The following is a 22375-nucleotide window of genomic DNA, read 5'->3' as shown; positions in this document are numbered from 1 at the left end:
AATAGTCAATAGTCATTAGTTTTCTCCTCCCCCTGCTCCCCCTGCTCCCTGCCCCCTGCCTCTTATCCCTCCGTCCGAATCAAACGCGAATATGCACCCTCAACTTGCCAAAGTTCTTGGTGTGTACCTTGCTGTACAACTTTCCCCCGTTCCAGAACAATGATTTGGTCGCAGTCGCGGATAGTGCTTAATCGATGCGCCACGATAATACAGGTACATCCCCGACGGCGGAGATTTTGGTCAATGATTTTTTCTGTTTCTGCATCTAAGGCGCTGGTGGCTTCATCCATGACCAGAATAGACGGGTTATTTACCAAAGCACGGGCAATTTCTAGGCGTTGTCGTTGACCACCACTGAGATTAGCAGCACCTTCGATGAGTTCGGCATCATAACCTCCAGACATTGAGAAAATTACATCAGCGATCGCTGCATCTTGGCAAGCCCGCATCAGGTTTTTATCTGGTACAGTAGTATCCCACAGGGTTAAATTGTCTCTCACCGTTCCACCAAACAGTAAAATTTCCTGCTCCACCATCGCCACAGAGTTAGTCAGCAGTTGTGAAGAAATTTCCTCTCTCGGTTGACTATCAAAGCAGATTTCCCCAGTCCAAGGTTGATACAGACCACTTACCAGTTTGGCAATGGTAGACTTACCAGAACCACTACCCCCCACCAACGCCACACGCTGTCCTGGCTTAATTGACAGATTAAAGTTTTCTATTAAAGGTGCTTCCAAGCGGCTATAGCCAAAACTGATATTTTTTAACTCCACGTACCCCTGTAACTTAGGAAGCGCATATATTAATGGAGATGATATTTCCCCCCCTACACACCCCTGCACCCCTATACCCTCCTCCCCCACCGAGTTATCTAACACATCATCAAGACGAATCAAATTCCCCTCTAATTCCTGGAGAGTCGTACCAAAGTTGACAAGATTGTTGACGGGTTGCTGAAAACCAGACATTAAACCTTGAAAGGCGATGAGCATACCGATACTCAGATGTCCATCCATCACTCGGAAACCGCCGACTACCAAGAGCAACATAGCAGAGAGAGCCGAGAGAACTGTGGGTAAGACAGAGAATGTCTGGTTAGTAATTCCTAGTTCCTGTTGGGAATTGAGGGCTTTGGTGTAGTAGCCAGACCATCGAGAAAAGAAATCAGACTCTAACCCTGAGGCTTTCAGTGTTTCTATACTTTGCAACGCAGCAATCGAAACTCCCGCCGCCTTCCCATACTCTTGGATTAATCGTTGATTAGCGTCTACCCGTTGCCGAGAAATCCATCGTAAGGTTAAGACATTTATGGCGGCAAAGCTAACTACCAGTAAGGTCAGTACCCAGTCATACTGCACCATTACCAAGGCATAAAAAAGCACCATCAATGTATCAATGATGGTTGTTGCTAATTGTCCCGCCAGAACATCGGCTACTTGGTCATTTAGGTTAGTGCGGTTACTGATTTCCCCAGCGAATCTTTGGGCATAAAAGCTCACAGGTAAGCGGAGAATATGCCAGAGGAAACGGCTGGACATACCCACAGCCAATCTAATTTTGAGTCGGCGTAGGTAGTGTAGTCGTAGTAATGTGAGTGATCCTTGCAGTATAGCAGCGATCGCCATCGCCACAAGCAGAGGACGTAGCCATAACTGCCGCCCCTGCACCAAAATATCATCGACAAATATTTGACTAAATACGGGGATTACCAACCCAATAATTGTTAAGAAAAATCCCGCTACGATGCAGTAAACTAAAGCACCCTCAGCCCCCTGTAGCCGTGACCACAAAGATGCAATCATGCTGGGTTTGCGACCACCTTTTTGGAACTCTGCGCCTGGTTCCATCACCAGTACTATTCCGGTATACCCCTCGTCAAATTCCTGTAACGATACATGACGCGGCCCCGTAGCGGGGTCATTGAGATAAACCTGATGTTTACCAAATCCCTCTACTACAACAAAATGGTTAAAGTTCCAAAAGACAATATAAGGAGGGCGCAATTGTTCTACTTGCTTCAGTTCTTTTTTAAAACCTTTAGCCTCTAGACCATAAGTTCTGGCAGCTTTCACCATATTAGATGCCTTGCTACCATCACGGGAAACTCCGCAGTCTCGCCGCAGTTGTGGCAATGGTACAATTCGACCGTAGTAACCAAGAATAATTCCCAAGGCAGCCGCACCACATTCTACCGCTTCCATTTGTAGAAGCGTAGGCGTTTTTACTCGCAGCCTTCTAGATAGTAGTATTTTTTTGACATACTGCCAAGGATTAAACAGTGTTACTACGGTAGATTTAGTAGATACCACTGGTAGACCTCAAGATTGGTAAAACAAAGGTGATGGGAGCGCGTTCTTCTACCTTGACACGCACGACGGTAGTAGTTCCAGAAGAAATATTTAGGTGCGGCCCTGTGGAAGAAGACCACTTATAGCCGCTTGGTGTATTGGCATCTAGTTCTAAGTGAGAGAATACTTGTATTAATCCTTGCTGTTGAGATACTAAACCTTCCAGCACCTCAGAATTACCTACTTCATTAGCAGCAGCTTCTTTGGTAATCGGGAAGCGAGAAATACTGGTGACATTACCCACAATCCCCCCAAAGCGTTCCCGCTTCACCGTTTGAGGCGTAATTTGGATAGACATCCCTGGCTGAATTTTCTTACCCTCCGCCACAGGAAAATAGGTGACACCAACCAACTTACTCTGGGGATTTTCCGCCTCTATGGTGGCTAACCGTGTACCTGCGTTAACAAATTGCCCTGGTGTCAAGGTAATTTCTAGAATGCGTCCGCTATGTTGACTGATAATCTGGCTATTATCACTCAGTTGTAGTTCCAGAGAGCCAATTTCTCGCTTGACTTCTTGAATTTCTTTATTTCTCGCCGTGACATTTTCTAAATCTTGTTGAGCCACGGAAGCTTGTTGAGTATCTAATTGTTTCAACTGTGATTGCAAGTCAGCCACAAGGGTCAGATTTTCCCGATAATCTTTTTCTTGTTGAGTTTCTTTGACATCCAGTTCTTTTAATTGCGCTTGAATATCAGCGATTTTTTCTAAGTTTTGCAGATATTCCTGCTCTGCTTTGAGGGCTTCATCACCGGAAATTGCCCCTTCTTTTTGAAATAATTCCTGGCGAATTTTCATCCTCCGTAAAAACACAGAAGTCAGAGCTTGAGCTTGCTGGAGACGTTGCTGTAAGCCTTGACGCTGCTGACCAACAGAGGTGTTACCTTTAGTTTTGAGTAAAGGCGTGATTGCTTGTAATTCTAGTATACGCTGCCGGAGGTACTGACGCTGTTGTTGCTGCGATCGCTCCTCTTGTTCCAACCTCCGGCCTTGCAGCGAACCCACAGCTTTATCTTGCGACTCCAGTTGTGTTAGTTTCCCTCGCTGTTGTTGCAGTCGCTTACGCAGTTCAGCTTGGTCAATTGTCGCCAACACCTGCCCTTTTTTAATCACATCCCCCACTTTCACATTCAGCGCCATGATTTGCCCAGCACTTTTGGATTGTAGCGGTACAACATTGCTAGGGTAAATCAATACACCCCGACCCTCAACGGTGATGGGAATCCTACCATAAATACCCCAAATAAAAGCAACTCCCACAATAGAACCCAACGCCACAAGAGGTAGCCAGCTTTTGGGGCTGACTACCTGCATCAGTTGGTCTAATCTTTCAGGAGAAGATAGACGCTCTAGGGATTCTTTACGGAATATAATGCGCTTTTGATCTAACATTTAGAATGCCTTAAAAATTGTTTGCACTCATAAATTTTTATATATTCCATGACTTTAGTTACGTTAAGTCAGTTGAGCAAGGATTCACTTTTTATTTTTAACTTAAAAGCATCTAATATTTATTAACAATGCACGATTTTTCTATAAAACTAACAATTTTTTAGTTTTATAGAAACCTGAAAAACGTGAGTGTTAGCTAAAAAAAGTGCATTGTAGCTAAAAAAACAACAGTAATATACTTTGTGCTGTTAGCTTTACTTGAGAGTTTTAAGCATGAATCCGGAAATTAAACAAGCAATATCTGAGGCTCTTGCTAAACGTTCAGAATTTGAGCGCGGCCTAATTATCAAAGCATGGGAAGATGAAGCTTTTAGACAAGAGTTACTTACTAATCCCAAGGCTGTTTATGCTCGTGAGAGTGGACACGAAGTTCCTGATAGTTTTGACATTGAAATCATTGAGGAAACGCCAGGTAGTATTAAACTTATTCTTCCCAAGAATCCTGCTCCTGTGACCCTTGAAGGTGAATTGACTGAAGAATCTTTGGAAGCGATCGCCGGTGGTGTTTTCGTTAGCGTTTTTGTCAGTGTCTTTCTCGCAGCTTCTAATTAAAGAGATTACTTAAGCGCAGTAACTTTTAATCTCTAATACTGGGAGATATAAATTCTATCTTAGTGAGCTTCAAATAGAATATATTGTGGTTCACTAAGATTCTTTTTTTGCTTGTGCATTAGAGAATTAGTTATGTTCGCAGCCCTTCATTGCTTAAATTAAAATGAGAGATTTATAAAATGATACAACTTCATAATTCTAGCTTTAAAGAGGATGAAAATCCAATTATAGATACTATTCAATTGAAAGACTTTTTTAAAAAAACAAAAATTGCAGATTTAGTTGTCAGTGGAAGTTTATTAGATTTGGAGTTGGAGAGATATTTAACTAAAGTAAGTAATATCAAACGATTTTACGAAAGATGGAATGCAGATCCAGGTTTTCAGCAACAGTTTTCAACATATCCACATCAAACTATAACTGATTATAAGTTACAAATTGATCATGATGATGTTCAGGCGTTATTACATCAAATAAACACAAATTATGATAATAATAAAAAATCCATTCCTGTCAATTCAAATATTAATCAAAATTTTTACCAAGAATTAAATTTTAGTACCAATATATTAGAACTTGCTTCCTCTAGTCTTGAACCCCGTTTTCATGCCTGGAGGGAGAGACAAATTGCTCGAACTTTGAGTCAAATGCCTAAGTTAGTGCATGACAAATTGCTGCACGTAACTACAGCTTTTGAACTGAGTATAGGTTGCTCTGTAGGGTGCTGGTTTTGTGCTATTTCTGCGCCACGTCTCGAAGATATTTTTGCCTACAATCAGGAAAATGCAAAACTATGGCATGGAGTGCTAGAGTTACTAAAAAGTATACAGGGACAGGCCGCTAAAGCGGGATTTTGTTACTGGGCAACAGATCCGCTTGATAATCCAGATTATGAAAAATTCTGCCAGGATTTTCATGATGTCTTGGGAATTTTTCCTCAAACTACAACAGCTCTATCCTTAAAAGATCCTAGACGTACACGCGCACTATTAAAGCTCTCACTTCAAAATGGAATTGTTATTAATCGATTCTCAATTCTATCTTTAAAAATGTTAGATCGCGTTCATCAGGAGTTCAGCCCAGAAGAGTTAGCTTTTGTTGAATTAGTACTGCAAAATCCAGAATCTAAAAGTATCAAGTCTAACTCTGGTCGAGCGCGTGAATATAATCAGAAAAATATATATAAAAATCCAGAAATTAAAAATCCAGAAAAGCCTGAAGACTCATTCCAAGGAACTAGTTCCTGTGTTAGTGGGTTTCTTTTTAATATGGTAAAACGCCACGTCAAACTGATTACTCCCTGGAACGCAGATGAGCGATGGCCTTTAGGTTATCGAGTTTATGAAGAAGGTAATTTTGAGAATATTGATGAGTTAAAAATACTATTAACAGGAATGATTGAGCGACATATGGCTCTAACTATTAGACCAAATGATCTGATCAGATTTCGTCCAGACTTGAAGTACGAAAACTTGTCAGATGGATTTCAAGTCTCAACTAAATATAAAAAGCACAAATTTGGTAATGCTCCGTTTATTCAACAGTTAGGGAAAATGATTGATAAGGGAGATAAGACCGCCGCAGAAATTGCTGCATCCTTCAATATTTATGGTATTCCATCAATTCATATTTTTGATTCTTTAAATTTAATGTTTAGAGAGGGCGTGTTAGATGATGAATCATAAATATCTTGCTTTTGACTAAAAGTAGATGTCGGACGAGGGCTGTTTTTGAAGGAATGTATCATGGTTGATGTATGTCTAGTATCGATGCCCTATGCTGCGATCGAAAGGCCGTCTATTGCTTTAGGGATATTGAAGTCTTGCTTGACACAAAAAGGTATTCAAGCGATCGCTCTCTATCCTAATATTTCTTTTGCTGAGGAAATCGGTCTCTACAAGTATGCAGAAATTAGTGAAAGTTCTCCTCACCTATTAATGGGGGAATGGACATTCTCAGGGGTAGCATTTCCCGATTTTCAGCCTGACCACTCGGAATATCTCAGTATACTCACTGCCCAAAGAAACCCTACCAAAACTCAGGCGCTTTGGTTAGTTCGTAATCAAGCTAAGGCTTTTATTGAGCGTGTAGCACAGTCTATTTTAGATTTACAGCCTCGGATTGTTAGCTGTAGTTCTATGTTCCAACAGCACAGTGCATCACTGGCTCTACTCCGCAGAATTAAAGAACTCAACCAAGATGTTATCACGCTCATAGGTGGTGCTAACTGTGAGGGATCAATGGGAGTTACCACTCATAGGGAATTTCCTTGGGTGGATTTTGTAGCTTCAGGAGAAGGGGATGATCTGTTTTCCAAGCTGTGTCGTAAGCTACTAGACAAAGGTCGTGAGGTTGATGTAGCAGAACTTCCTTACGGTGTTATTGGCCCAGCTCATCGGAGCATGAATATACTTGCACAAGAAGCGCCTAGAGCGTCCATACATGATTTAGATCAAGTACCAACTCCTGATTACGACGATTACTTTCAAACTCTCAATATCTCCAAGCTTTCTCCATATATAACTCCTGGTTTACCTATTGAAACCTCACGAGGTTGTTGGTGGGGACAAAAAAACCATTGCACATTCTGTGGACTAAATGGTGCGGGACTCACCTATCGGTCAAAATCCTCAAATCGGGTGGTGGAAGAATTTCTGCAATTGTCACAGCGATATGACTTGAGAAAGTTCCAAGTCGTCGATAATATTTTGAGTATGAATCACATTAATACAGTTCTTCCCATATTTGCGCAATTAAAAGAACCGTATACGATTTTTTATGAAACGAAGGCTAACTTGAAGCGCCAACAACTACAACAGCTGAGGGATGCTGGTGTGAGGCTAATTCAGCCAGGAATAGAAAGTATGCACGACCTGGCCTTGAAGTTACTGAATAAAGGCAATTCAACTGTAATTAATATTCAACTACTCAAGTGGGCTTATGAATTTGGTCTGATTGTGTTGTGGAATTTCCTTGTTGGCGCTCCTGGAGAGTCTGCGGAATGGTACTCTGAGCTACTTCAATGGCTTCCTTGGATTGTGCATTTGCAACCACCGTCCGGTGTAGCATCGATCCGATACGATCGCTTTAGCCTCTATCATAATCAACCAACCAATTATGGGTTAGAACTTTTACCTCATAAAGCTTATTCATATATTTACCCAATTTCGCCAGAAGCGATGGCTGATTTGGCATACTATTTTGAGGATCATAGTCATCAGGCTGGCAAAAAAGTACTTCCAGAGCATCAAGCACTAGCAGAATGGGTCAATCAGTGGACAGAAATGTTTAATTCTCCAAATCCTCCGAGTTTAAAAATCGCGGAAGATAATGGTGAGCAGATCAGAATAATTGATACTAGACCATGTGCCATGAATAATGAGATAAATCTGCAAGGACTAGCATATCAAGTCTATACTGCCTGTGATCGTGCCGTAACAGAGACAGAACTGTTGGAGACTCTGCATACAAGTTACAAACTTGATGTTTCTTGGAACGAAATTCAACCAGTGGTAAATGAGCTGCAATCATACAAGATTTTGCTGCAAATAAACGGTAAGATGTTGAGTCTAGCCGTGACAGCTTCTACCCCGTACCCCAGGCAATATAAGGATATCGAATCTCCCTCAGGATATGTAGACATCATTGGTTTTATTCGGAATAATACAAAAAAATTAGAATCTCCTCGTCCTGCGTGGGCTACCCTTTGGATGTAATTTTCCAATCCATAATTTAATTTTTTACCCAGCGATTCACTAAGTTATTTTTAGTGGCGATCGCTGGTATTCTTAATTTTACGGTTAAACATAGGAGCAATGGAAAAATTACCTAACTTACTTTTAATTTTTCCAACATCCAATCAAATCTTTTACCAGCGATCGCCATTCTATCTAAAGTGTTAATATCTAATTCATCGTCATACTCTAGCCCTTCATGTAAAGATTCACCCCGGCTATAAACTCGCCTACCATAGCCAAGCTGACTCACCATTGGTTGTAATCTTTGATCAAGCAAACTAGCAATTACCCGATAAAATCGGGATGCAAATCCCACATCTTGCTGCAATTTTGCGGCTAGTTGCTGACGGGGAATCGCTAAAACTACAGAATCTTCAATTGCTTTAACAGTTGTAGGGGGTAAACTACCATCAATAAAGGGTGTTTCTCCGATGATTTCACCTTTGGATAATTTGGCTATCTCTCTACCAGGAATTTCATGACCCTCAATAGCTGCAAAAGCACGCGCTAAAGGATTCTGTTCATCTGGGGAAATAGACAAGGACATTTTTCCATCGAGGAGAATATACAGTGCGTCTACAGTTCCTTGTTCGTGAATGAGTATGGTATTAGCTGGGATTTTTTGGGGAGTACCAGAAGCCATCATCCAATCTATGTCACTATCGTGCAATTCTCCCAGGATAAACAGCACATCTCGTAAATGTTGACTTTGTGCTAGGTTACGACGACCAAGTTGACGGATGGTATCTTGTATTCTATCGGAAATAATGATGGCGATCGCTCGATAAAAACGCGCCGCAAAACCCACATCTTGCTGTAATTTCGCCGCTAATTCTCTGATTGGGATTGATATCACCAGGGACTTTTCTACAGATGTAATGGTAGTGGCTGGTGGACGTGTCCCAATCAAAAAACTTTCTCCGACTATCTCACCTCTAAATAATCTCCCAATCTCTCTACCTGAAATTTCTTCACCTTCAATAGCTGCGAATGCACGAGTTAGAGGATTATTTTCTGGTTGGGAGAGAGCGACGCTAAATGTACCATCTAATAAAATATGAAAAAACTCAGTACTTCTTCTTTCTTGAATAAGAATAGTACCAGATGCTAATTCTTTTTGATGACCTGTAGTAATCATCCAATCAATATCACTTTTAGTTAACTCTTTCAGTAGAATTTCAGTCATAGGTTAATTACCCTGTGTTTGGTAAATTGTTAGAAGGAGATGAAAACCACAGAGGCGCGGAAATATATCTAGATTGGTAGTTTATGTAAGATGTTATGGATACGAGAGGAAGCCTCTGGAGTAGCTAATTCCTCTAAAGTTAAATAACACAATGCAATTAAGATTAATGGTTGATTATTAAGGCTTGTGTTATTTTCTACATATTTAATATGAAATTGCTGCAAATTTTCGGCGGCTGCTTTAACTAATCCTTGTAAAATTGCAAAGGCTCTATCAGAAAGTGGTGGCTGACCACGATAGTTTTGTAGTCTACCTCCTTCTCGATAGTTGGGAAATGACTCTAATCCTAAAAACTGCAAAAACCAATTAGAATAATAATTGCCACTAGCAGCTACAATGCCTCTATAGTCAGCAATTAGCTCATCGAATATATTGTTTCGCATGGAATTAAATAAGCGATGTGTCAAGTAGTGAGTACATTCATGTTCCAGGCGAATTTTGATAGATAATTGCTGCCATTCAGATTCAGAAATGCCTATATCTTTAGCAGGAATATTACTATAGAGACTATTACTTAAAATAATAAATTTATCTTGATAAAGTGTTTTCTGGGGAATGATTTTTTGAAACTCTATTTTCCAGTTATTTTCACCACAATTACCAAAATTTGCTGCTTCCCATTTTTGGCGATACTGACGAATTCTATCCCAATTGTTGAACCCGCGAACAATACAAGCTCCCATTGATATAGGAACTGTTTGGGGTTCATTTCGCATTGTTAATGCTTGTACTAAAGATATAAAATCTTCTCGGCTCTCAGTTAGTAATACTGGAATAGTTCCAGCCAAACTTTGATGGAGAATTAATTGTAGTTTTTGTGGTTGCTGCAAGACTAAACCACTTGCTTCTACCATTCCATTTGTTGACGCACCTTTACGAGTGGCATTTTGATATGCTTGTGTTTGAGAGATACCTTTTTGGATGGGAAATTGTAACTGTACAAGTTTTTGTTTAAGTACTGCAAACACGCCTAATATTTTGGCTCCAGATGCGTATTCTTCCCAAGCTTTTATGTGTGGTTCTGGAGGTAAGGGAAACTCAATTGGGGAGGTTAATGTATTATGAGTAAAAACATTTTGGTTGTATATCAATAGTTCTTCAATCTCAGAAGATGTTGCTCCAAAGTCAGTCAAAACTTGAGTACGCAATGATTGTTTAAGGTTCATATTGCTACTAATGACTTACCACTAAACCAGCAAGCTGATCAGTAATCTCTTGTATTGTTTGAGTGATGGGATGTTGAGGATAACGTAGACAAAAAAGACCTTTACTCGCCAGTTGTACCATATCTTCTGCCAAGGGCAAAATTCCTACTACTGGGACATCATAGATTTGCTCTAGCTGTTGTTGCAAATCAGTAAAATTAAAGGATGCTAAAGCTTTATTGAGGACTAAAAGAATTCTTGCTGCTTTCAATTTCCGCGCTACGTCTACTGTTACTGCTGTTCCTTGGAAATCTTGATTATCTGGACGGAGGATAATTAGTAAAGTATTAGCAATACCAATGGAAATCAAAGTTTCTTCATTTAAACCAGGATGAGTATCAATTAAAAGATAATCTAATTTTAAACTACTAATAATTTCTTGAAAGCCATCATGCAGTCGGACTACATCATATCCTTCACGCAAAATTCTAGCGATTTCCGCAGCTTTAATACTGGAGGGAATTAGATAAAGGCTACCCCTAATTTTATCTGTATTTCCTGACTCGGCAATTAATGTATCGGTAACATCGTAGGCGGTATCTTGAATATCACAGCGTTTCCATAGATAGTCATTGAGGGTTAGTCGAATTTTTTCTTCTTTGAGACCGAAAATAATATGAATCCCTGGTGATTGGATATCAGTGTCGATTATGCCTACACGTTGCCCTTTTAGTGCCATAGTAGCTCCTATATTGGCAATGATATTGGATTTACCGGTTCCGCCACGGAATGAGTGAATAGCGATGATTTGGGACATAAATTATATTTGGTAATTGGTGATTGGTAATTGGAAAATTAATATAGTGGTTATGTATGTTCTGTTGGCTCTGTTAAGGGTTGATTTTTACTGTTAAGCGATCGCTCTTTTAAAGATTGCACTTGAGTTTGCAATCGCTGGTAGTACTCTTTTTCAGTTTCATGAGTGGTTATTTCCTGTTGTTTGAGTTTTTGAATTGTTTGTTGTAGATGTCGAAAGTGTTCGTTTTCGGTGATTTCGGCTACATGGTTGGCTCTTTTGGTTTGATCAATCTCAATCCGTAGTTCCTGAACCTGCATTTTCAGCCGTTGATCGCGTAACCTGACTTCTTCGGCCATTTCTGAAAAAACTCGCACTAATTGCCCGATATCATCTTCTCTATGACCTAATTCCGCCAAACTCTGGTGTAACTCAACTACGTCAGCATCAAAATTATCGTTTTCCAATGCTTGGGCGGCGGCGGTGAGGGCGTGAATCGGGCGGGAAATACTCAACCCTGACAGCAAAGCAATAATAGCGGTAATTCCGCCGACAATCACCACGCTACTGCTATTGAGCCAAATCAGACGATGCAAGGGCGCGGTAAACTCTGCTTTGGGTTGGCTAACTCCCAATACCCAAGGTTGGGTAGCCAAGGGTGCAAAGCCGACTATTTGGGAGATGTGGGATTGTGGTAGGTGATAGGTGGCGTGACCTGGTTGTTTAGCTTTTACCATCACCCCTAACTCAGGAATATTTGGGCTATGGTTAACCACAGACGGATCAGGATGACTGATAATAGTTCCTTGTTGATCAATCACAAAGACGTAATTCTGGGAGCCTAATAGTTGCAAAGCATTGATAATTACCCAGATATCTGCTTGGCGAATCTTGATGACGGTCAGTCCGATAATTTCCCCATGAGGCGATCGCACAGGCTGGGAAAAGAACATACCCGGATTTTGACTGGCTTCACCAAGTAAAGTACTAGACCCATAAAAGTTACCTTGGATGTGGGAATAGTTTTCACCAATAAATTGAGAGTCTGTTGCAGCCAGACATCGACCATTTTTATCCATCAGTAACACAACATCCAAGTTGGGATGGGAACGGAGGACGTTTTGGATGGTCTGTTGCAGGTTAGATCCTTGGGCTTTGCTGTTTTCTGGTGTGGTAGCTGAGAGAAAATCTACTACATGGCGATCGCTACTAATTTGAGCAACTACCCGATGATAATCAATAATTAATTGGTCAAGACGACTGGCGCTGCTACTAGCTAGCAGTTCTAGTTTGTGATATTCACCAGCTTCTACACTGTTTAAACTTTGTTGTAGGTTGTAGTAAGCTGTAAAAATCATCGGTACTAGCACAGCACAGACCAAGGCCACCGAAATTTTGGCAGCGATTGGCCAGGCAGGTGGATAAAATAACCGCCGGAAATTCTTCATTTTTACAATGCGGACAAGTTTGATGATGATCAACGAGAAAAAGCTTTTTCGTTGATCATCATCACCTCTAAAACAGTCTGATAAAAAGGGAGACTAATAGATTAGGACTTACGCATCCAGTTTGTCTGTTGAGACCGGGTGTAAGGGTGTAAGGGTGTAAGGGTTTCAAACATTTATACCCCTGTACCCCTATACCCCTACACCCTTGTCCAAACCCTTGATCTTTCGTTTTCATGCGTAAGTCCTATAGATATTTAGCAGGTTAGAAGAAACGAGATTTGAAAACAATGCACAATCTTTTTGTCGGACTCGCAATTTTTTCGTCTCTATTATGATGTTGCCACCTGACGCTGCATTTTCCGCCAAGCATGGGGCGTAGTGTCATGGTACTGGCGAAACTGACGAAAGAAATGACCTTCGTGTTGATAGCCCACAGCTTCAGCAATTTGATTCACACATTGGTCAGTTTCTAGAAGTAATGTTCGTGCGGCTACCATCCGTCGCTTAATAATCCAATGATTTACCGTTTCTCCTGTATGCCGCCGCACTAGATCAGTTAAATAAGCTGGTGAGTAACCAACTGCTTGGGCTACATCACGTAAGCCAATGGATTGGTTGTAGTTAGACTCAATAAATTTAAAGACCTGATTTAGCTGAGAGCCAGGGGGAAATATTGATTTACAAGGTTCTGATGATTTTCTAGTTTCAACAATATCTAATGTGGGATTTTGTTGGAACTGAAATGACTCTGGTTGACGTTTTTTAATCTCACGGATGGAGATGCAACCGTATTCCCTACCATCTTCTTCCATATAGGTAACAGTAGTTTGGACAGGTAAATTTAAACCTGCTTGAGTCTTATACAGAGATTCAAAATATAAAGACCCTTTTTGTTTAATAGTTTCCCAGTGCTGTAACCAAACTTCCATCAGAAATTCTAAGTTTAGGTATTGAATACTCATACAAAGCAATTCTTCACGGGAGTAGCCTACTAAACTACACGCAGCATCATTAACATATAAAATCCTGGCGTTTGGTTTTACCCAGAACACCGCATCTGTGACACAATCCATCAGCAAATTAGTAAGGCGCAACTCTTTTTCTAGCTGCTGTGTAACTTGATAAGTATGTTGCTCGGAAATACAGCTGTCAAAAACCATAGTTCTACTCACTGTAATTACTGAATTTCTAAGTGAATCTAATTAGCCTTAAGGTTATTTAACTGTAGAATTCAGGGTTTTACGTGAATATATGTATCTATTAGATTACATTTTAGTAATTAAATTTACTAAATAATAAACGTTAAAAATCTTCACTCTCTAAGGAATAGAGATACCTTTAGCAGTTAGCGGCATTCATGTAGCGTTTTCCTTGGGAGCAAAGATGTTGTGCAGCTTCCTACAAGGAAAGCATCAGACCCAATCAAGAAAAACTATCAGCTGATAAATGACACCTACAGCCAGGTAAAATTTAATTGATTATTGTCTATAAAAGTTTATATTTTCAGTCAATTCCTACTAATAGCAAAGATTAAATTTAATAATCATGCTAAAAAGATTCATCAAAGTATATACACAGTTTTCTACTTTGGTGCATTGAAAATTGAGAGAGAAAAAGATTAGAGGTTATGGGTGCTGAGACTGTTACAGAGCAACATAAATCAGCTACCCACTGGGAGTATCTGACAACCCCGCAAAACATACTAGCTTTTTTTTAGGGTATGGCAAATTACGTTTCTAAATCCTATTTTAACCTCGGCATAAACTGCTAAAGTTTGTTGATTCACACGCCCAACTGTCAGCAATTCTAAATTTTGTTGTGCTTGGTCTTGCCAATGCTTGAGCAGATGAGGTTGGCTAAGTAATTTTGCTAGGGCATCTGCCAAAGCAGAGCTATCTTTTGGGGGAACCAAAACACCAGCCTTGCCATTATCTAATGCTTCTGGAATGCCATCTACATTGGTAGCGACAATAGCACAGCCGGCTTCACGGGCTTCTGGAATTACTAGGGGAGAAGGATCACGGTGAGAAGCAAGTACAAATATATCTGCGGCTAATAAGTAGCGTTGCGGTTCTGGTTGAAAACCGACAAAATGAATGCGTGTATCACTCAAACCTGTAGCTTGGGCTTTTTCCTCAAAAATCTGCCTTTCAGGGCCTTCTCCAACGAGATAAAGATGAGCTTGGGGGAAATCTTGGGCAATTTGTGCAAAAGCCGCGATTAACTCACCAATGCCTTTACGTTGATACATTCCTGCTACAGTGGCGATCGCTGGTCGTTGTAATTCTACTGGTGAGTAATCTTGAATATTACGAGTACGGACGCTGCCTAATGTGCCATTGGATATTACCCGCAATTTATGCTCAGGAATGCCACGTCTAGCCATTGATTTAGCGACAGCATGACTCACCGCAATTACCCGATCTGCTAATCCCATGAGTACTGCACTGCGTTGAAATTCATTGTGTACTGTCGCCACCAAAGCATACTCAGAATCAGCTTTGAGACATCTTCCTAGCACCACTCCCGTCATCATATGAGCATGGACAATATCCGGTTGGAAGTCTCGGATAATTGCTCGATAATTCCTAGCCGCATGAATTAAATTTAGGGGTGTGCGGCTTTGGTTTAACTCAAAGTGTTTAACACCATATTCAGCCAGTAATGTTTCATATTCTCCGCCAGCAGATGCTACAGCTACATCATGATTATTTTTGGCTTGCAGACAAGCTAAATCTACAGCGACGTTAACGATACCATTACCTATTTCACGGACGTGATTCAAAATATGTAGTATACGCATAAAAATAATTTTGATTCTAATTACAAAAAATAAATCTCTAGTTATTGGCAATTATCCGGAAGTTCTTTCAGATCCCCGACTTCTTGAAGAAGTCGAGGATCTATAGCTGTCGCTAGTAGTGTTAGGACATCAATAGATGATACAACCTAGACACAACAAGACTTTTCACCCAGTCCCCAGCTATATCTGGTTAATTTACCCAGGTAATCGATACATCATCACCTTTCCTTTAGCGTTCTCTTCCACAAATACTAAATACTCACCATTGGCGCGACGAAAAGCACGAATGCCGTAGGGGATATCAATCCAGCCGCTTTCGCCTCCTACTTCTGCGCCTGGTGTTAACATTGGCAATGCTTCCCCTGTTGTAGCTTTATAGACATAAACCTCTGCTTTTTTACTAGCAACGGCAAAAACTCTGTCTCCTGCCACGTCGATTGATTTAATATGTAATTTGGGGTCTGTTTGATGATTATAAGGAAGCACTATCCGCCACCGGAGATTTCTTTTTTTACTCCAGTTGTCATAACGGACTATTTCTGTGCCAACTAACCCCCAATCACCATCAAGGTTGGGATGTTCATGGGTGTAGCCTCCAAGATACATCACATCTTGTTTGGGGAAATATTTGATTCTTGTCAAAGTTTTGAAAGGTGCTGGCATGGGTATTCTGCCCCCAACAGCTTGTCCATAAATGGGACAGCCATGATTATCTAATTTTTGATAGGGATAATGTTTGATGTAGCCAGCTTCGGCCGCTTGCCAGATATCTCCTTTGCTGTCTATTTCCCAACCCCAGACAGAACCATCTTCTTCACCCAAGGTTTTGTATTCGTTGTTTTGGATGGAACCATCACCATTAACATCCCGCCATAACCAGCTACCGTCTTTTGGTTGGTTAGGAGGCCAACTAAGATGGTTTTTGCCAAAAATGCCGCAGGGAACAGCTATCTCACCATCAAAACGGTAGATTAACAGCCGTTCTGCCATCATTTCTGAGGAGAGGTAGAGTAGGCGTTTTCCACCCAAGCGCCGAACGAAGGCTGATGTGGGTGTGGTGTGGAGTCTTCCATCATCTGGGTAGCGGAACTTATCTAAGGTATATGCTTTATATGTCCATTCCTTGCCGTTGTTTTTGCTGTAGTCCATGACAAAGTGTTCGTTTTTGGTGAACACATCTCTACCATCGCTGTCAGGATCAGCATCGGCATTATCTATGAATTGCAAACCGAGTAAGCGCCATTGGAGTTTTCCCGATGACGAGAATTTTCTCAAGTCAGCACCAGTACTGTTAAAACCATGATTACTGATGTAGATATTGCCGCTTTTATCTGTGCCGACTCCGGTAATACCATAAAGTTTCCCGTCTTTGACTTCCCCAGAAGTACCGCCATAAATACCGCCTTTGTCACCGAAAGTACCAACCTGTTTTGGTTTATTAGTGACGTTATAAATGAGTACTTGCTGACGTTTTCCGTTGTCGGCTACTAGTAATCTACCTTGAGGATCAAAGGCGATCGCACTTGGGTTAGCAACATCAGTGATTTGTTGGGCTAATTGCTTACCTTGGGGCGAATATCGGACTATTTTCTTATTCTGCACAACCCATAAGTTATTTTGCTGATCAACGGCGATCGCACCAGGATCAGGAACGCTAAAGCTGCGTAGTTCCTGCATGGTATCTGTATTGTAAACGCGGAGGCGATCGCTAGCAGGATCACTTACATATAACTCTTTGTCTTTAGTCGCTAATCCAGTAACTTCACTTTTACTATTGACAATGACCATACTTTTATCCCAACCACGCCCCCCAGCAAAGGGCGCAGGTTTTCCAGATAAGTCATAGCGTCGGACATTGTACCAAGTGGTTCCCTTTGGTGGGTAATCATCCTCTGGTTTCCCTTCATGGGATTGCTGCATAGCTACATAGAGGTACTTTTGATTGGCTGTAATTGCTTTACCTCCCAACCTTCCCCAGCCATGTAAGTCATCAGCTTTACCAATTACATCGCCGTCTTTATAAATACCTACTTCTCTACCAGCTTCATCCCAATGACTGTTGACATAAACTGTGCCATTGGGAGCAACATACATCCCCGCCATTTGAATTTGTACCCACTTTTTACCACTAAAAGTGTTACCTATCCAAGAGGTTTTATAGGCTGCTTTATTTGAGGTTTTCTGGGATTGTTTATCCGTTAACTGTGCAGATGATTTATGAGTGATTTTCTCAGTAGTTGTTGGTAGTATATTTACAATCCAAGGCATATAATTGCCTATGGGATTAATAATTATCACCATAGCTATAGTAAGTATCAAAAGATATATTTTCAAGCCTCGAAAGTTTTGATTACGAGACAGTTTTTGGAAATACCGACTACAGCTTTGGTAAAAATTGTTAAACTGTGGAGCTAATTTTTTTTCCATAAAATTATGCAGATTTTGAATTAGTACGATGTGTTATGTAGCAACATAAATCACCTACTTGGATTTTCGGTGTATCATGGCTAATTACTACAACGGACTCCAATAGACTCTGATGAACATATATGTAAATGATTTTTACTTGAAGCTTAATGTTCTATCAGCAAAATATGAAATTTCCTTAGTAATTTGTAGAGAACCCGTTGTTTTATGGCTGAATCTTTCAGTTATGTATAGCAAATATTTAAGATTATTTTTTTTGATTTCACGAAAAATTCATTAAAATCACATAATTATTTTTTATTTCCATCAATCACAATAATCATGGATTAATATTTACTGATAAATGCAATACCTCTCTGACTTATATCTTGCGCCACTTGCGTATTACTAAAATTATCAAGCTAAAAAACCTATTATTTCGTAGGGTGGGCAATGCCCACCAAAACCTAGATACAGTGGGCATTGCCCACCCTACTAGCTTAATTTTGAATTGGTATTAGTAGGGTGCGTCAATATGAATGATTTCTTGGTGCAGCTAGGTTTCCTCGGACTGACGCACACTACATCTCATAATCTAATTATAAAACTGTCCCTGATATGAAAGTCAGCTTTTTCACCTGGATGCACTAAAGCCCAGTAAGTTATCTTGCCATCCTTTTGTTTAATAACTGTAGTAATTGCGACATCAATAAGTTGTTCAGGAGAAATAATTTTTTCTAAATCGACATTCAACGAAAGTTCCAAACTATCTGATTGATTTTCAACACTAAAAGGTAGGGAAGTAAAAGCTGTTTCTTCCTGCATTCCTTGGCGATATCCATGAAAGCGGTATATATTCCAATTGCGAGAGGGAGAAAGGTTGAATTCCCAATATTGTTGAGAATCTTTAATACCAATAAAGAACTCAAAACAGGTATCTTGCCATAGTTCATGTTTTCTTGCTGGTGTGTCTATAGGCGAGGGAATCTCAACTGGTGCTAATTCACCAACGAGTTGATAATTAATTGTGAGTTGATTATTATGGCGGCTAATATTACCAGCAATTTTGAGATCAACTAAAGATTCTTCAGAGGGAAATGGTTGTAGAGAAAATATTTGGTGACTCATTTTATATCTTGAATAATTTTACGAATCTTAATTTCTTGAGATTCGATACTTTCGGTTAGTTTAAATTGCACAAGCGCCCTGGCTAAATTATGTTCTGGGTACTTAATTTTAAAGTAAACATTCCCCGCTAAATAGTCAGCAAAGAATCTCAGTCCTAATTCAAAGGCGATGAGGCGTATAGCATCATACATATATGCGTAATCGTTCTCGGTGAGAAAATCCTTTGCTACCGACAGATAACCTTGTAAAATTCCTTGACATAAATCAGTGTCAAAAGCAACGCTTTCCCAATGTTCTGTTTCTTCCCCAGCAGGGTTACAGCCCGATCGCAAACAATCACCAATGTCATAATGTACTAGACCGGGTTTCACCGTGTCGAGGTCGATAACACTAACGGCTTTGTGAGTAACAGTATCAAACATGATATTGTTAATTTTAGGATCGCCGTGCATCAAACGTAACGGCAACTCACCCGCAGCTTTAGCATTTTCTAAGATATATGCAGAAGTTTGGCGATCGCTCACAAATTGCAAGCAATAATCTAATTCTGGGGATGGTTGCGGTTTAGCTGTTGCCAAAACCTGTTCATAGTGACGCAAGTAAAGCGGCGTAATATGAAAGCCTACCAAAGTATCAGCCAGTTTTTCTGGTGATAAGTCGCTGATTAAGTTGTGAAACATCCCCAAGGCATAACCGATTTCTTGGGCTTGTGCTAAATCCTGCATAGTGTCAAAAGACTGCGACCCAGAAATAAAGCTAATCGCTCGCCAGAAATTCCCCTGAGTATCTGTGCAATAATCGTGATTATCCTTGGTGGAAAGTACGCGCGGAACTTCCCAACGACGGTTTGGGGGTGCGTATTGTAGACGTTGATAAACATGATCACTGAAGATACGCATATTCTGCATAATCAGTTCTGGTTGACGAAACACCAGAGTGTTTATCCGTTGCAGAATAAAATGCTGTGCTTCTAAGGAATCAACAGTTACTAAAAAAGTATCGTTGATATTGCCACTACCAAATGCTTGAACATTTGTGACTGTACCTGGAAACGCGAATTTTTCGGCAATGGCAGCTAAATCTACTACAGACTGCGTGCTGATAACTTCTGTCATATTTAACTTTTACTACTCCCCACAAAAACTGCACAATGGCAATTAGGAGACATAGTAACTCAAGTTTTACGCCTCATCTGTATAAAAGTGTTGCTGGCTTTGTTTTCTATTTTATCAGGAAAGGCAGAGAGCAAGAGGCATTTCGCGGAGCTTGCCCAGAGAACATAGATAAGGAAAGACCGCTTGTCTTAATTTAGCTCAAAGCGATCGCACCTGAGGAAACAGCAAGGGCGATCGCACTAAGTATTTACGTCCCCGGATCAGAGAAAATGGCAAAATCACTACTAGCCAGAACAGGAGCGCCGGAGAGAGTAGCAAAGTGAGCGCCAGAACCCAAACCCGCAGCACTACCATTTTCGTTGTAGAACAAGCGACCACTACCCAAACTGTAAACAATCAACGCATTGCTAGTGGCAACTAAAGTATCATTATTTACACTGGCAAACTCACTAACAGCACTAAAACCATCACCAACCGCACTAGTAAGGTTAATAAAACTTGTTTTATCTAAGACGATGGCATCTCCTAAGGCAAAATCTGCAATGGTATCGATGCCAAAATCAACACTATTAAAGGCGTTACCAGTCAGACCGAACACAAAGTCATCGTTACCAGCACCACCAAATAGCCTATCGCTACCAGCGCCACCAATCAACTTATCATCGCCAGCACCGCCATTGAGGGTATCATTGCCGTTACCACCAAACAACTCATCATTGCCAGCATTACCTGTCAGATTGTCATTGCCATCTCCACCAGACAGAATGTTGTTAGCATTATTACCTTTAATGTTATTGTTGCTGCTATTTCCCGTACCTTGTGTGGCAGTACCTCTGAGGGTGAGAGCCTCGACGTTATCCGCTAAAGTGTAGCTGACTGTGGCAAAAACCTCATCTCTACCGCCATTGATAGCTTCTTCTATGATTGAATCGTTGGCGTTATCTATGTAATAGCGGTCATTACCAGCACCACCAGTCAGGGTGTTTGTACCACTACCACCCACAAGTACATCATTACCATCGCCGCCGTTGAGGTTATCATTACCAGCACCACCGTCGAGGTGATCATCACCAGCGCCACCAGTCAGGTTATCATCACCAGCGCCACCATAGACTGCATCGTTACCACTACCACCTGTAAAAATGACTGTGCCGGCAAATGTTCTCAGGTCGAAGGTTTCTATATTGGTGATGGTTGTGCCAGGGATGCTGGCTAGTTGGTTGTTGGGGTTAGTTAAATTAAAGGTGATGGTGTCGGTGTTTGCACCACCTTGAATGAGGATGGCATCTCTGCCATCTCCGCCGTTGAATGAGTCATTTTGTTGGAGGTTGGCAAAGCTGGTAATGATGTTATCGTAGCCAGCGTCACCAGTAAATACGTCTCTGGCGGCGGTGGCAATAAATGTATTGTTGCTTCCGTTACCGTTAATGATGTTGTCTGGTAGACCAATTGAGAGATTAAATGTGGTCTCAATGCTCAGGTCTGTGGTGTCTGTAGCGGTAACTTTGATGCTGAGGCTACCTATTTGATTACGGGTGGGGTTGCCTGTAAATGTGCCTGTGGTGGGATTGAATGATAACCAACTGGGTAGGGGGTTGCCGTTGCCGAGGGTGGCTGTGTAGGTGAGGGTGTCGCCTGGGTCGGCAAAGGTGTTAGCAGGGATTTGGAAGTTGAAGGCTGTGCCTGTGGTTGTTGTTTGGTTGGTGATGGGGTTGGCGACCGTGGGGGGAGAAGAAAAATTAGTAGTATTTAACAGTACACTGACGTTGTCACTGTTAACGTTAGCAACAGCTAAGTCCTGCACCCCATTACCATCAAAATCTCCTACTGTTACTGATCCAGGATTAGTACCAACGGTAAAGTTAGTGGCGGCACCAAAGCTGCCATTACCTTGTCCTAGTAGTACACTGATGTTGTTACTGCTAAAGTTAGCAACAGCTAAGTCCTGCAACCCATCACCATTGAAGTCTCCCACTGTTACTGATATTGGATCAACACCAACGTTAAAGTTAGTGGCGGCACCAAAGCTGCCATTACCTTGTCCTAGTAGTACACTGACGTTGTTACCACCTTCGTTAGCAACAGCTAAATCCTGTAACCCATCATCATTGAAGTCTCCCACTGTTACTGAAAAAGGACTAGAACCAACGTTAAAGTTAGTGGCGGCACCAAAGCTGCCATTACCTTGTCCTAGTAGT

The 22375-nt window shown here is 41.0% G+C and carries 15 protein-coding genes; 3 read left to right on the top strand and 12 right to left on the bottom strand.

Annotation, left to right across the window (positions count from 1 at the left end; genetic code table 11):
- Nucleotides 1-62: 62 nt before the first annotated feature.
- Both ACM5QX_RS26640 and ACM5QX_RS26635 read right to left on the bottom strand, forming a co-directional pair.
- Nucleotides 63-2309, bottom strand: coding sequence for an NHLP family bacteriocin export ABC transporter peptidase/permease/ATPase subunit (locus tag ACM5QX_RS26640; RefSeq protein WP_414756263.1), 2247 nt, complete (start codon nt 2307-2309; stop codon nt 63-65).
- Complete coding sequence (locus tag ACM5QX_RS26635; protein ID WP_414756262.1) at nt 2296-3741, bottom strand: NHLP bacteriocin system secretion protein; 1446 nt, start codon at nt 3739-3741, stop codon at nt 2296-2298. Before ACM5QX_RS26635 ends, ACM5QX_RS26640 begins: the two co-directional genes overlap by 14 nt.
- Nucleotides 3742-4014: 273 nt before the next feature.
- Here ACM5QX_RS26635 and ACM5QX_RS26630 point away from each other — a divergent pair, with 273 nt between their 5' ends.
- The 3 genes from ACM5QX_RS26630 to ACM5QX_RS26620 all read left to right on the top strand — a co-directional run bounded on the left by ACM5QX_RS26630 (nt 4015) and on the right by ACM5QX_RS26620 (nt 8069).
- Nucleotides 4015-4353, top strand: a complete 339-nt coding sequence (locus ACM5QX_RS26630; protein ID WP_414756261.1) for an NHLP leader peptide family RiPP precursor — start codon at nt 4015-4017, stop codon at nt 4351-4353.
- A 179-nt stretch (nt 4354-4532) separates the two neighbouring features.
- The gene (locus ACM5QX_RS26625; RefSeq protein WP_414756260.1) at nt 4533-6038 is read left to right on the top strand and encodes a radical SAM family RiPP maturation amino acid epimerase; all 1506 of its coding nucleotides are present in this window, start codon (nt 4533-4535) and stop codon (nt 6036-6038) included.
- A gap of 60 nt (nt 6039-6098) precedes the next feature.
- Complete coding sequence (locus ACM5QX_RS26620) at nt 6099-8069, top strand: RiPP maturation radical SAM C-methyltransferase (RefSeq protein WP_414756259.1); 1971 nt, start codon at nt 6099-6101, stop codon at nt 8067-8069.
- Nucleotides 8070-8181: 112 nt separating this feature from the next.
- On the opposite strand, the gene ACM5QX_RS26615 is transcribed toward ACM5QX_RS26620, so the two are convergent.
- The 10 genes from ACM5QX_RS26615 to ACM5QX_RS26570 form a co-directional block, all read right to left on the bottom strand.
- Entirely contained in the window at nt 8182-9276 is a 1095-nt protein-coding gene (locus tag ACM5QX_RS26615; protein ID WP_414756258.1) for a cyclic nucleotide-binding domain-containing protein, read from the bottom strand.
- A gap of 68 nt (nt 9277-9344) precedes the next feature.
- The gene (locus tag ACM5QX_RS26610) at nt 9345-10502 is read right to left on the bottom strand and encodes a DUF7005 family protein (protein WP_414756257.1); all 1158 of its coding nucleotides are present in this window, start codon (nt 10500-10502) and stop codon (nt 9345-9347) included.
- Nucleotides 10503-10509: 7 nt separating this feature from the next.
- On the bottom strand, nt 10510-11298 hold the full coding sequence (locus ACM5QX_RS26605) for a MinD/ParA family ATP-binding protein (RefSeq protein ID WP_414756256.1): 789 nt from the start codon (nt 11296-11298) through the stop codon (nt 10510-10512).
- A 50-nt stretch (nt 11299-11348) separates the two neighbouring features.
- Complete coding sequence (locus ACM5QX_RS26600; RefSeq protein WP_414756255.1) at nt 11349-12725, bottom strand: cache domain-containing protein; 1377 nt, start codon at nt 12723-12725, stop codon at nt 11349-11351.
- A 329-nt stretch (nt 12726-13054) separates the two neighbouring features.
- Nucleotides 13055-13885 carry a helix-turn-helix domain-containing protein gene (locus tag ACM5QX_RS26595; RefSeq protein ID WP_414756254.1) on the bottom strand — a complete coding sequence of 277 codons (831 nt, stop codon included), beginning with the start codon at nt 13883-13885 and terminating at the stop codon, nt 13055-13057.
- Nucleotides 13886-14427: 542 nt separating this feature from the next.
- On the bottom strand, nt 14428-15528 hold the full coding sequence (locus ACM5QX_RS26590; RefSeq protein WP_414756253.1) for a glycosyltransferase family 4 protein: 1101 nt from the start codon (nt 15526-15528) through the stop codon (nt 14428-14430).
- A 195-nt stretch (nt 15529-15723) separates the two neighbouring features.
- A complete protein-coding gene (locus tag ACM5QX_RS26585; protein ID WP_414756252.1) occupies nt 15724-17955 on the bottom strand; it encodes a hypothetical protein in 2232 nt (743 codons plus the stop codon).
- Nucleotides 17956-18522: 567 nt separating this feature from the next.
- A complete protein-coding gene (locus tag ACM5QX_RS26580) occupies nt 18523-19062 on the bottom strand; it encodes a DOMON-like domain-containing protein (protein ID WP_414756251.1) in 540 nt (179 codons plus the stop codon).
- On the bottom strand, nt 19059-20177 hold the full coding sequence (locus ACM5QX_RS26575; protein WP_414756250.1) for a phosphotransferase enzyme family protein: 1119 nt from the start codon (nt 20175-20177) through the stop codon (nt 19059-19061). The genes ACM5QX_RS26580 and ACM5QX_RS26575 overlap by 4 nt, the downstream gene beginning before the upstream one ends.
- Nucleotides 20178-20424: 247 nt before the next feature.
- Nucleotides 20425-22375, bottom strand: a 1951-nt coding sequence (locus ACM5QX_RS26570) for an FG-GAP-like repeat-containing protein (RefSeq protein ID WP_414756249.1), incomplete at its 5' end; no start/stop codon positions are given.

The sequence above is a fragment of the Anabaena sp. CCY 9910 genome, from assembly GCF_963920875.1.
Classification (GTDB): Bacteria; Cyanobacteriota; Cyanobacteriia; order Cyanobacteriales; family Nostocaceae; genus Trichormus; species Trichormus variabilis.
Note: the sequence above shows the minus strand (reverse complement) of the source record. Positions and strands in the feature narration are given on the sequence as shown.